Source organism: Gemmobacter fulvus (assembly GCF_018798885.1).
Classification (GTDB): Bacteria; Pseudomonadota; Alphaproteobacteria; order Rhodobacterales; family Rhodobacteraceae; genus Gemmobacter; species Gemmobacter fulvus.
In genome coordinates this window covers 1725495-1738230 of record NZ_CP076361.1, presented here as the reverse complement: position 1 = coordinate 1738230, position 12736 = coordinate 1725495, and the positions used below count along the sequence as shown (strand labels likewise).

9 protein-coding genes are annotated in these 12736 nt (G+C 67.2%); 7 read left to right on the top strand and 2 right to left on the bottom strand.

The window, feature by feature from the left end; genetic code table 11:
• The first annotated feature begins 4 nt into the window (after positions 1-4).
• Positions 5-3406 (top strand): DNA translocase FtsK, encoded by a 3402-nt coding sequence (locus KM031_RS08525; protein WP_215506285.1) that lies wholly within the window; start codon positions 5-7, stop codon positions 3404-3406.
• A gap of 4 nt (positions 3407-3410) precedes the next feature.
• Here KM031_RS08525 and qhpG read toward each other — a convergent pair whose 3' ends face one another.
• On the bottom strand, positions 3411-4694 hold the full coding sequence (qhpG, locus tag KM031_RS08520) for a flavin-dependent monooxygenase QhpG (RefSeq protein WP_215506286.1): 1284 nt from the start codon (positions 4692-4694) through the stop codon (positions 3411-3413).
• Positions 4695-4930: 236 nt separating this feature from the next.
• Here qhpG and peaA point away from each other — a divergent pair, with 236 nt between their 5' ends.
• Genes peaA through KM031_RS08490 form a run of 6 tightly spaced genes read left to right on the top strand, consistent with a single transcriptional unit; the run spans position 4931 to position 11743 of the window.
• A complete protein-coding gene (gene peaA / locus KM031_RS08515) occupies positions 4931-6490 on the top strand; it encodes a quinohemoprotein amine dehydrogenase subunit alpha (protein WP_215506287.1) in 1560 nt (519 codons plus the stop codon).
• A gap of 10 nt (positions 6491-6500) precedes the next feature.
• The gene (gene peaB, locus KM031_RS08510; protein ID WP_215506288.1) at positions 6501-7934 is read left to right on the top strand and encodes a quinohemoprotein amine dehydrogenase maturation protein; all 1434 of its coding nucleotides are present in this window, start codon (positions 6501-6503) and stop codon (positions 7932-7934) included.
• Positions 7931-8257 carry a quinohemoprotein amine dehydrogenase subunit gamma gene (gene qhpC / locus KM031_RS08505; protein ID WP_215506289.1) on the top strand — a complete coding sequence of 109 codons (327 nt, stop codon included), beginning with the start codon at positions 7931-7933 and terminating at the stop codon, positions 8255-8257. The genes peaB and qhpC overlap by 4 nt, the downstream gene beginning before the upstream one ends.
• Positions 8258-8261: 4 nt before the next feature.
• Positions 8262-9341 carry a quinohemoprotein amine dehydrogenase subunit beta gene (peaD, locus tag KM031_RS08500; protein ID WP_215506290.1) on the top strand — a complete coding sequence of 360 codons (1080 nt, stop codon included), beginning with the start codon at positions 8262-8264 and terminating at the stop codon, positions 9339-9341.
• Between the two features lie 3 nt (positions 9342-9344).
• Positions 9345-10016: a subtilisin-like serine protease QhpE gene (qhpE, locus tag KM031_RS08495; protein WP_246567183.1), complete on the top strand. Its 672-nt coding sequence runs from the start codon at positions 9345-9347 to the stop codon at positions 10014-10016.
• Positions 10013-11743: an ABC transporter ATP-binding protein gene (locus KM031_RS08490; protein WP_215506291.1), complete on the top strand. Its 1731-nt coding sequence runs from the start codon at positions 10013-10015 to the stop codon at positions 11741-11743. Before qhpE ends, KM031_RS08490 begins: the two co-directional genes overlap by 4 nt.
• Here KM031_RS08490 and qhpR read toward each other — a convergent pair.
• A complete protein-coding gene (gene qhpR, locus KM031_RS08485) occupies positions 11647-12657 on the bottom strand; it encodes an AraC-like transcriptional regulator QhpR (RefSeq protein ID WP_215506292.1) in 1011 nt (336 codons plus the stop codon). The two genes, KM031_RS08490 and qhpR, sit on opposite strands and share 97 nt — an antisense overlap.
• Positions 12658-12736: the final 79 nt, after the last annotated feature.

Here is a 12736-nt window from a genome sequence, read left to right as displayed (position 1 = left end):
GCAGATGGCTTCTTTTCAGATGCGTCAACGCGATCCGCTGGTTGATCCGAACATGCAGGCGATGCTTGAGCGTCGTGCGCGTGAACTGATCGGCATCGGGCTGATTTTCGCGGCACTGCTGTTCACCGTGATGCTGGCCAGCTATTCGCCGGCGGATCCCAGTTGGATGTCGGCCACCGATCAGCCGGTGCAGAACTGGCTGGGCCGGATCGGCGCGGCGGTGGCCTCGACGCTGATGATCATTGCGGGCAAGGGCGGCTGGGCGATTCCGCTGGTGCTGTTCGCCTGGGGGATGCGCTTCGTGCTGCATCGCGGGGCGGATCGGGCGGTGGGGCGTGTGGTCTTTGCGCTGATCGCGGTTGCCATGGCCTCGGTCTTTGCCGCGACCCATGTGCCGGGGGCCGATTGGCCCCATTCCTTCGGGCTGGGCGGATTGTTCGGTGATACGGTGCTGGGCGCGCTGCTGGGCATGGCCCCGGTCAAGGCAACCTTCGGCCTGCATGTGATGTCGCTGCTGACCGGGCTTGCCGTGCTCGGCATGCTGCTGTTCGTGACCGGCTTCGATCTGGAAGAGCTGCGGGTGATCCGGCACTATCTCGCCATCGGGTCGGTGATGGCCTATTCGCATGGCATGGCGCTGGCCGGGCGTGGCACGGCGGGGGCTGCGCGGGCGGCTTCGGCGATGCAGGAGCGGCAGCGGCAGCGCAAGGCGGATTCGCAGGCGCTGCGCGCGGCGCAGATGCCGGTGGCGGCAGCCCCGGCGCAGGCCGCAACCATGGCCGGGCGGCGCAACCGGGTGCTGCGGGCCGAGTCCGATCTGCTGGAAGATGATACCCCCGATTATGCACCTGCGATGCAGTATGACGCGCCGCAAACCCTGCGGGGTGCGCCGATGCGCGCGCCGCGTGCTGCGGTGACGGCAGCGGCCCCGCTGGCCGCGCCGCGCCAGCCAGAGCCGCCGCCGCTGGATCTGGCCCCGGTGCCGATGCGTGCACCCGCCCCGAAGAAAAAAGAAGGCTTCCTTGGCCGCCTGCGCCGCGCGGTGGAGCCGGAACAGACCTATTACCCCGAACAGGACCAGATGGCAGACGATGTGCCGCAAGAAGACCGCATCAAGGCGCGGATCTCGGATGTGATCAAAACCCGCGTGCGGCAAGGCATGGGGGCTGCGGCCCCGCAGCCGCATATGACCCCCTTGCAGGCGGCGATTGCCCGGCGTGAACCCGCCGTCACGCGCCGCGGGGTGCAGCCTGCCCCGGTCGGGCGCGGCCTGATGGAGCCGCCGGTGGTGGCCGCACAGGTGCAGACGCCGGTGGCGCTGAACGCGGTGTCTGCCGCTGTCGCCTCGGCGGCGGCGCGCGCGGCACAGGCCCATGCGCAGCTTGCCCATGTGCAAGCGCCGCCCCAGCCCGCACCGCAACCGGCCGCCGCACCGCTGACGCTGGACGCGGATCATGCCGAGGCTGCCGTCACGCTGGACCGCCCGGCCCCGCTGCTGCGCCCGGTGGCCACGCGGATGCCTGCCCCGGCCCCGAAGCCTGCGCCCGCGCCGGTGGAGCCGGTCTGGGAAGAGCCTGCCGCCCTTGTGCCCGATGTGCCGGAATATGACACGCTCGCCGTCCCGCTGGCCTATGCGCCGGACGAGGCCTATGACTGGGCCCCGGATGGCGATTACGAGCCGGATTATGATCCGACCCCGGTGCAGCCGGTGCAAAGCCATGCGCCGCTGCGCGTGGCCCCGTCGCGCCATGAGCCGGTGATGTCGGCCCCGCGCGTCACCGCCGAGGTGAAGCGCGTGGTGCAGCATCCGCTGAAAAAGCCGGTGCAACCTTCGGCCCGTGCCGTGGCCGAGGCGCAACCGCGTCTGCGGTTTGAAGAACAGATGCAGCAGGCCTATGAACTGCCGCCGCTGTCCTTGCTGACCTCGCCCTCGACCGTGCAGCGCCACACGCTGAGCGATGAGGCGCTGGAGGAAAACGCGCGGATGCTGGAATCCGTGCTGGATGATTACGGCGTGAAGGGCGAAATCGTCTCGGTTCGTCCCGGCCCGGTTGTGACCATGTATGAACTGGAACCCGCGCCAGGCCTCAAGGCCAGCCGGGTGATCGGTCTGGCCGATGACATCGCGCGGTCGATGTCGGCGCTGTCGGCGCGGGTGTCCACCGTGCCGGGCCGCACCGTGATCGGGATCGAACTGCCCAATGCCACCCGCGAAAAGGTGGTGCTGCGCGAAATCCTGTCGGCGCGTGACTTTGGCGATTCCGCGATGCGGCTGCCACTGGCGCTGGGCAAGGACATTGGCGGCGACCCGATCGTGGCCAACCTTGCCAAGATGCCCCACCTGCTGATTGCGGGCACCACCGGCTCGGGCAAATCGGTTGCGATCAACACTATGATCCTGTCGCTGCTCTATAAGCTGACGCCCGAAGAATGCCGCCTGATCATGATCGACCCGAAGATGCTGGAACTCAGCGTCTATGACGGCATTCCGCATCTGCTCTCGCCGGTTGTCACCGATCCGAAGAAGGCGGTCGTCGCCCTGAAATGGGTCGTGGGCGAGATGGAAGAGCGGTATCGCAAGATGTCGAAGATGGGTGTGCGCAACATCGACGGTTATAACGGCCGTGTGCGCGAGGCGCTGGCCAATCAGGAAATGTTCAAGCGCACGATCCAGACCGGCTTTGACGAGGATACCGGCGAGCCGGTGTTTGAAACCGAAGAATTCGCCCCCGTCGCCATTCCCTATATCGTGGTGATCGTGGACGAGATGGCCGACCTGATGATGGTGGCGGGCAAGGAAATCGAGGCCTGTATCCAGCGCCTTGCGCAGATGGCCCGCGCCTCGGGCATCCACCTGATCATGGCGACGCAGCGGCCCTCGGTCGATGTGATCACCGGCACGATCAAGGCCAACTTCCCCACCCGGATCTCGTTCCAGGTCACGTCGAAGATCGACAGCCGCACCATTCTGGGCGAGCAGGGGGCAGAGCAGCTCTTGGGCATGGGTGACATGCTCTATATGGGCAATGGCGCACGCATCACCCGGATTCACGGCCCCTTCGTGTCGGATGAGGAGGTCGAGGAAATCGTCAACCACCTGAAATCCTTCGGGCCGCCCGTCTATATGTCGGGCGTGGTCGAGGGGCCGGAGGATGACAAGGCCGATGACATCGACGCGGTGCTGGGCCTGAACACGGGCGGCAATACCGAAGGCGAGGATGCGCTTTACGATCAGGCGGTGGCGATTGTGGCGAAAGACCGCAAATGCTCCACCTCCTACATCCAGCGCAAGCTGGGCATCGGCTATAACAAGGCCGCGCGTCTGGTGGAGCAGATGGAAGAAGAGGGCGTCGTGACCCCGGCGAACCACGTCGGCAAGCGGGAAATCCTGATCCCCGAAGTCTGAAGCTTCAAGGCCGGGTGGCCGCGCCCGGCACCTGCATCTGTGCGGCAAGCCAGCCCGGAAAGGCGGCGGCGGACGGACCCCATTGCGCTATAAGCTGCGCCGCCCCGGCCCCCGCTTCCAGTTGCCGCCAGGCCTCGGCGGCGGGCACCTGCCCCATCCAGCCCACCCCGCCCGGCGAGGCGGGGGTGATCAGCACCTCCATTTCCACCAGCAGACCCGCGCGCACCACCACGCGCGGCATCACCGCTACATGGGCGGGGGCATGGCTGGGCAGATCGTCGGGAAAGCTCTGGCGGGCGCGCCAGAACGGCTGATCGTGAAAGCGCGGTTCCAGACGCAGAAAATCGCGGCCAAGCCGGGCCTGCCGCAGATAGGTGTCATGGCTGCGTTCGTGCAGAAAGCGCAGAATCAGTGCATCCGTCTGCGCGCCGGGCCGGGCGGCGCCGGTGCGGCGGGCGGCGGCCACGGCCAGCGCGCTCGACACCGCCCAGAACTGGCCATGGCCCGACAGCGGATCCATCGCGGCGCTGGCATCCCCCACCGGGATCACCGCCAGATCGCCCGGCGGCGGTGACAGGACGGGAGCCGCCTCGCGGATCAGCAAGGGCCGGGCGGTCAGGTGTAGCCCCTCCGGCAGGCCCTCGGCCAGTCGCAGCGCCGCGCGCAGCCGGGCGCGCGGGGACAGCGGGCTGGCGGCATCCACGGTCAATTGCACCCAGGTCCGCCCGGGATAAGTGACGGCCAGCCACAGCCAGCCCTGCGGCAGCGGGCAGATCACCGTGCTAAGGGGGGTGCTGCGCGGCGCTGAAAGCCAGGCGCCGATGGCCAGCGTGGCCGGGCCGCGTTGCGCCGCGCTGCGGGTCTGCGCCCGCCGCCCGCGCGCATCCAGCACCTGCCCCGCGCCCAAAGCGGTGCCATCGGCCAGCACCACGCCCCCCGGCTGGGGCTTGCCGCTGCCCTGTATCAGCCGCGCCCCGGCCTGCACCGCCATGTGCCGCAAATGGGCATCCAGCGCGGCGCGGCAGACCAGAAACTCGCCATTGTGGCTGCTGTCGATCCCGGCCCAGAGGCTGCGCCGGGGCAGGGGGCCGATCAGCCCGTCGAACCCGACCAGCAGACCCTGTGTCTGGAGCCAGTGATGCAGGCGCGGGCTGAGGCCCTCGATGCGGGCCGGGGTCTGGCAGGGGTCGATCAGGGCCACGCGCAGACCTTCCTGCGCCGCCAGCCAGGCCGAAACAGCCCCGGCCGGGCCGCCGCCCAGAATCGCCAGATCGGTATGATCCTGCATTTTCGTGATCCATTTGCTGCGACAACAGGCAGGAAACCCCCTTCGCCCCGTCCATTCCTGACATTTCCGGCCAAGTTGCACAGCCTGCGGCTGAACGCCGCAGTTTTGGCCGCAAATGTCAAGAAAGCGGCGGCAGAGGCCCGGAATACTGGCGACCTAACCCAGCGTCACGCACCGCCCGGCACATCTGAACGACCACCGCGCGGCACGTTGCATAGCCAGAGGATCACGCCCCGATGCGCCGCCATTTCCCCTTTGCCCTGCTATCGACCTGCGCTGCCATGGCGCTCGCCGCCCCCGGATTTGCAGCCGATGGCGCGGCGGTGGTGGCGGATGTCTGCACAAGCTGCCATGTGCCGCGCGCCGATGGCACCCTGCCGCGCATCGACGAGGGTCGCCGCACCCCCGAGGCATGGGACATGACGGTGGTGCGCATGATGCGCAACCATCAGGTCGCCCTGACCGAGGAAGAGCGGGTGGCGGTGGTGCGTTATCTGTCGGACACGCGCGGGCTGTCGGTCGCAGAAACCGAAGGTTATCGTTATATTCTGGAGCGTGAGCCGGTGGCCACGGACACCGGCCCCAATGATCTGATGACGCAGACCTGCGGGCGCTGCCATTCCTATTCGCGGGTGGCCCTGCAACGACGCACCGCCGAAGATTGGGAAAAGCTGCTGCATTTCCATCTGGGGCAATATCCCAGCCTGGAATATCAGGCCCTCGCACGCGACCGCGACTGGTGGGGCATCGCGCAGACCGAGGTGCTGAAAACCCTGACCGAAGCCTATGTGATGGGCACGGCTCCGGCGGCGGCGGGCGCCGATCTGTCGGGCACATGGCAGGTGGCGGGGCGGCAACCGGGCCGGGGCGATTATCACGGCACGCTGACGCTGGCCGCCGCGGGCCAGGATTACACCGTGACCATGGCGCTGACCTTTGCCGATGCCAGCACCACCACCTTCACCGGAACCGGGCTGTTGCTGGGCGCAGGCGAATGGCGCGCCACTCTGAGCGATGGTGCGACCGACATCCGGCAGGTGTTTGCGCTGGGCGGTGATGGCAGCCTGTCGGGCCGCTGGTTCGAGGTGGATCGCGACAAGATCGGCGGGCGTTTGCGGGCGGTCAAATCTGATGCGGCAGCGCAGATCCTGTCGGTCAGCCCTGCCCATCTGAAGGCTGGGGCCACGGCGGAGGTCACGATCACCGGGCTCGGTCTTGCCGGGGAGCCGGTGCTGCCTGCCGGGGTCAGCGGCGAGGTCGTGTCGCAAGACGAAACCCGTGTGGTGCTGCGGCTGACGGCGGCGGCGGATGCGGTGATCGGTGCGCAGGATCTGGGCATTGGCAGCCTGAGCCTGCCCGGCGCACTGGTGGTCTATGACAAGATCGACCGGGTGGCGGTGGTGCCGGAGCTGACCTTCTCGCGGATTGGCGACAATGGCGGCCCGATCCCGAAAGTGCCCGCACAGTTCGAGGCGGTGGGCTTTGCCCATGGTCCCGACGGCCAGCCGGAGACCGCGGATGACCTGCGCATCGGCGTGGTGCCCGCCACCTGGCGGACCGAAGATTACGACGCGGCGGCAGTGGAAATGCAGGATGCCAAATTCGCGGGCCAGATTGACGCGAACGGGCTGTTTGAACCCGGCGATGCCGGCCCGAACCCCGACCGCCCGATGAACACCAACAATGCGGGCAATCTGTGGGTCGTGGCGACCGTCACCGATGGCGCGCAGGTGCTGGAAGGCAAGGCGCATCTTTACGCCACCGTCCAACGCTTTGTTGACACCCCGATCCGCTGAGGAGGATGCGATGACAGCCCTAGTTCTGGTCAGACACAATGCGCATCAGGTGGATGTGGACGGGCGTGCCATGCTGCTGCATGTGCCCACCACAAGCCTGTTCGAGATGGACGAAATCAGCCAGTCGGTGCTGGACCTGTTCCGCCGCAGCGGTGCGGTCGATCCGGCCACCATGCGCCACAGCTTTGCCGGGCGCTATGCGCCGCAGGCGCTGGCCGATTGTGTGCAGAGCTTTCTGAGCCTTGATATTCTGCGCGACGCCGATCTGCCGCAGATCCCGCGCGAGATCGTGAAGGTGGAAGAGATCCCGCTTTCCACCATCGTGCTCAACGTCAATACCGGCTGCAATCTGGCCTGCACCTATTGTTACAAGGAAGATCTGACCACGCCTTCCAAAGGCGAAAAGATGCAGTTCGCCACGGCGAAAGCCTCGTTCGAGCTGCTGCTGAAACAGGCCGTTTCGCGCGACCGGGTGAATGTGGTGTTCTTTGGCGGCGAGCCGCTGTCGAACATGCCGCTGATCCGCGCCGTGGTGGAGTATGCGGTGCCGCGGGCGGCGGAACTGGGCAAGGTGGTGGATTTTTCCCTGACCACCAATGCCACCCTGCTGACCGAAGAGATGGTCGACTGGTTCGATGCGCATCGCTTTGCGCTGACGGTCAGCATGGACGGTCCGAAAGCCCTGCATGATGTGAACCGGCTGACGGTGGGTGGGCGCGGCACCTATGATGTGGTCGCCAGCAAGGTGCGGATGCTGCTGGCCCGCTATCGTGCCCGGCCGGTTGGCGTGCGGGTCACGCTGACGCGGGGCGTGACCGATGTCATCGGCATCCATGACCACCTGAAAAACGATCTGGGCTTTGCCGAAGTGGGCTTTGGCCCAGCCACCTCTGGCCCGGTTTCGGTATTCAATCTGGATGAGGCCGGGCTGAAACAGGTGTTCGAGGACATGAAGACCCTGGGCCGCCGTTATACCGAAGCGGCGATGCGCGGAGAAAACATCGGCTTTTCCAACATGCACCAGCTGCTGACCGATATCGCGCAGGGCACCAAGAAAGCCGTGCCCTGCGGCGCGGGGCTGGGGATGCTGGCGGTCGACAAATCCGGCGATCTGCATCTGTGCCACCGCTTTGTCGGATCGAACCAGCCGACCTATGGCAATGTGGAAACCGGCATCGACGTGCCGCGCCTTGCCAGCTTCATCGAGACGGCACAGGACCGCAGCGCCTTTGGCTGCAAGACCTGCCGGATCCGCTCGATCTGTGCCGGGGGCTGCTATCACGAAAGTTATGCACGCCAGGGCGACCCCTTCGCCCCCGTCTATCACTACTGCGATCTGATGCGCGACTGGGTGGATTTCGGCATCGAGGCCTACACCCGCATCATGCAGGCCAATCCATCCTTTTTCCGCAGCCATCTTGAGCCAAGGAGAGCCATGCAATGAAACATCTGACCCCCGCAAATGCCAAGGCAAAGGCCTTTACCGAAGCCGCCGCCGAGGGGCGCGAGGCCGAGGTTGTGGCGATGAATTCGATGGTGGGCTGCACCACCTCGTTCGATCCCGGCTGGGAAATCGACGCCTTTGGCGGCGTGGCCAACCTGTGTCAGCCGATGGAGGCCGATCTCTATGGCTGCGCCGACCCCTGCTGGTGGCCCGCACAGGTGGCCGACACGCTCAACACCTATCCCAACTGGTCCGACAAGGCCCCTGCTGTCGAAGAAGACTGGCGGCAGCTGCAATCGGTCTTTCCGAAACTGAAAGGGTGATCCGATGCTGAACCGCACTTCTGTTGCCGCCCTGCTGGCGGCGGGCCTGCTGGCCGGCCCTGCCCTCGCCCGCGATTACATTCTCGCCCCGATCCGCCCCGACAAACTGGTGGTGGTCGATGCCGAGGCGATGGCGATCGAAACCGTGATCACGCTGGAAGATGCAGGCCCGATGCCGCAATTGCCGGTGGTGAGCAAGGATGGCAGCCGCGCCTTCGTGCTGATGAACGGGCAGGAAAGCATTGCCGAGGTCGATCTGCACAGCGGCAAGACGCTGAAGCGCATCGACATGAGCGATGGCACAACCCGCGTCAAAGGCATGTTCGGCATGGATCTTGCGCCGGATGGCAAGACGCTGGTGGTCTATCAAAGCCCGGTCGAACTGCACGCGACCGAGTTCAAGGTGCAGCCGACCCGCATCGCTTTCTACGATACCGAAACCGGCGCGTTGAAATCCACTGCCCCGGCGCCGCGCCAGATCACGCTGCTGGCCTATGCCACCGATGGCAGCAAGATCTATGGCATGGGCCGCAACATGTTTGTGTTCGATGCTACCACCGGGGCAGTGATCGAGGAAAAGCCGATCCATGGCTGGCAACAGGACACCCATACCCAGCCCGATGTTCTGGATGTGTGGAGCCAGTTTGAAAGCTCGGGCGTGATGGCGACGCCATTCTATGCGGTGCGCAAGGACAAGGATCCGACCGACCCGACCGCCTATCAGACCGGGTTGCTGACCCTTGATCTGTCGACCGGCGATCTGTCGATGCGCGATGCCGAGGCCACCGACATCTTCTATTTCTCCACCGCCGTCAGCCCCGACAAGACGCGCCTCTATGGGGCCTATAACTTCCTGTCGAGTTTTGATCTGGCCACGCCCGCGCCGATCAAGCGGGTGCCGCTGCCGCACAGCTATTATTCGGTGAACGTGTCAACCGACGGGCGCACCGTCTGGCTGGGTGGCGCGCTGGGCGATCTGGCCGCCTATGATGCCGAAACGCTGGAACGCAAGGGCGAGGTGAAGATGCCGGGTGGGGCGTCGATGTCGCTGGCCTCGGTCCGGCTTTTCACGCGCGAGGACTGAGCGATGATTATGGCGCCCCGCATCGGCGTCATTGACAGCGGCGGCCCGGCCGAAGATCTGCCGGGCGGCCGCGCCTTTCTGCCCGATGGCACCTCTGTCGCGCCGGTGCCGGACCGGCTGGGCCATGGCACGGCGGTGGCACAGGTGCTGCGCCGCGCCTGGCCTTCGGTGCAACTGGTGCATGCACAGGTGTTTCTGGACCGGCCCGTCACCAGTTCGGCGCAGGTTGCCGCCGCAGTCAGTTGGCTGGGTGATCCGCGCCGCAGTGGCGGGCAGGCCGATATCATCTGCCTCAGCCTTGGTCTCGCGGTGGACCGTGCGCCGCTGCGGCGCGCCTGTATCGCGGCGCTGGAGCAGGGGGTGCTGCTGGTCGCGGCCAGTCCGGCGCGCGGCGAGCCGTGTTTTCCCGCAGCCTATCCGGGGGTGATTGCCGCCACCGGCGATGCCCGCTGTGACTGGGATCAGGTGTCGGTCCTGCCCGGCGGCGTGTTCGGCGCCTGGTGCGGCTCGCCCGAGCGGGGGCATAGCGGCCAGGGCGGGGCCAGCATGGCCACGGCGCGGGTGGCCGGGCTGCTGGCGGTGATGCTGGCCTCGGGGCATATCGGCCCTGCGTCCGCATGGCTGCGCGCCCGGGCCAGCTTTCACGGCGTGGAACGCCGCGTGGCGCAGGAATGACGGGTCTGGGCCATTGGGCCAGCCGCCGGATGTTCGGGGCAGAGGCCGCGCTGTGGCTGGGGCCGGTTCTGGCGCGGGCCATGGGTGGCGTGGCGCTGGTGCTGGCCAGTTCGCTGGCGGCGGCGCTGCTGGGGCTGGCCCCGCCCTATCTGACCAAGCTGCTGATCGATCAGGGGCTTATTGCAGGCGATGTGCGGGCGCTGTGCCTCTGGGCGGCGGCGCTGTTCGGGCTGGGGCTGGTGGCCCTGCTCGCGGGCATCGGCAACAGCCTGCTGCATCTGCGCTATTCGGCGCGGATGCTGGCCGATCTGCGCGCCCGGATGCTGGATGCGGTGCTGGCGCAGCAGGCGACCCGCCCGGCCTTGCCGTTGGGCGAGGCGATGGCAAGGCTGGATGGCGACAGCGCCGAAATCCAGCGCTTTGCGTTTGATTCCGTGCTGGTGGCGGTGGGGGCACTGTTCCGCCTGATCGGCGGCGCGGCCATGCTGCTGCTGCTGGACTGGCGGCTGGCGCTGATCCCGCTGATCGCGGCCCCGATCGAGCTGGCGTTTCTCAGCTGGGCGCGTCCACGCACGCAGGCGCGCGCCGAAGACAGCCGCCAGCACCGGGGCGATGTGTCGAGTTTCCTGACCGAAAGCCTTGCCGTGCTGCCCTTGCTGCGCACACTGGGGGCCGAGGCGCAGCGCAGCGCGGGCTTTGCGCCGCATCAGGCCGGGCAGATCGCGGCGCTGTGGCGGCAACGGCGCTGGCAAGAGATCACCGGCGCGGTGCCGCAGATCCTCAATGCGCTGGTGCGGTCGGCGGTGCTGTTGGCGGGCGGCATGATGGTGATTGCGGGGGCTTGGCCACTGGGGTCGCTGATTGCCTTTCTGGCCTATATCGGGCTGATGACCGGGCCGTTGCGCAATCTGCTGGGCCTGTATCATGCGCAGGCACAGGCAAAGGTGGCCGCGGCGCGGTTGGGCGCGCTGGCCCATCCGGCGCTGGCGGAACCTGCGGGGCGGATGCCCGCGCCCGGCCCCGGTGCGCTGCGCTTTGATCAGGCCCGCGCGCGCCACGCCGCGCACGCCGCGCAAGACTTTGCCATCGCCCCCGGCAGCCGGGTGCTGATGGACGGCCCGTCCGGGGTCGGAAAATCGACGCTGATGATGCTGGCGGCGCGTCTGGCCCCGCCGGGGCCGGGCGCGCGGGTGTTTCTGGATGGCGCGGATGTGGTGAGGCTTGATGCCGTGGCGCTGCGCCGCCGGGTGGCGCTGGTGCCGCAACGCGGGGCGCTGATCCGCGGCACTCTGGCCGAAAACCTGCGTCTGGCCGACCCCGGTGCCACCGATGCGCAGCTGTGGCAGGTGTTGGACTGCGCTGATCTGGCCGATTGGGTGCAGGCGCAGGGCCGTGGGCTTGATCTGCCTCTGTCCGAGGGCGGTGCGGGCCTGTCGGGGGGCGAGCGGCAGAAGATCGCCATCGCCCGCGCCCTGCTGCTGCCCTTCCGTGTGCTGGTTCTGGATGAGAGCCTGTCAGAGATCGACGCAGCGTCGGCCCGGCGGATTCTGGCCCGGATCGACGCGGCCTATGCGGATCGCACCCGGATCCTGATCGCCCATGCAGGCCCGGCACGCGAGGGGCCGTTTGATCAGCGGATCACGCTTTCCCCCGCATCGCCCGCCTGCCGCAACGCGCGCGGCGACGCCCCATACCAGCGCGAAAACGCGCGGGAGAATGCGGTTTGATCGGAATAACCCAACCGAAACGCAATCTCGCTCAGTGGGACGGCGCTGCGCACCAGCAGCGCATGGCCAAAGATGCGGCGGCATTCTTCGGTCAACTCCTGAAAGCTGGTGCCGTTGCTTTCCAGATGGCGGCGCAGGCTGCGCTCCGACAGGCCCAGAACCCGGGCGATGCTGTCCTGATCCAGCGGGGCGCGGCCGATGCGTTCAAAGATGGCGAGGCGCACGCGGTCTGGCAGCGGCTCGGCCCGGCGCAGCTCCTGCACATGCCGGTCCAGCGCCTGAAGGCTGTCGCGAAAGGCGGTATCCGTGGCGGCGGCATCACTTCTGCGGCGATCCAGCAGGCGCAGCGGCAGGCTGATGGTGTTGTCGCCCGCGTCATAGCGCAGCTGACAGCTGACCTTGTCGGCAATCTGGCGTCGGGCAGCGCAGGGCGCGTGTTCAAACGACACGCCATTCATCATCGGTTCGCCCGGCACATAGCGGCGCACGATGCCCGCCAGAACCCCAAGGGTCAGTTCAGCATCGGCACGGCGCGGCCAGATCCGGCTGTCGAGGATGCGATAGTGGAAATGCGCCTCGGAGCCATCCACATCCAGCCGCACCTCGGCCCCGGATTGCAGCGCGAAGAAGCCCTGCTGAAAGCAGCGCAGCGCCGCCCCCAGTGTCGGGGCCTGTGCCACGGTGCAGCCCAACTGGCCCAGATCGGCCAGATCGAATGTCTCGCCCATTTGCCAGGCGATCAGGGGATCATCGGCGGCAGAGCGCGCGGCCTCAAGCTCGGCCACGAAATCGCGCAGCGGCATGTGGCGATCCCCGGCAAGCGGATCCGGGCCCGCGTCGGGGCCATGCGCCGCAATGCGATGCTGTGCGCGCATCGCGGAAAAGGGCTGGGCAATGATCCAGGAGGCATTCATGGCAGGTGGCCCCGTGCTGCATCGCCAGAGGATGCGGCCTGCCAGACCGCTGCGTCAAGTCGCAGGCGTCATGAAAATT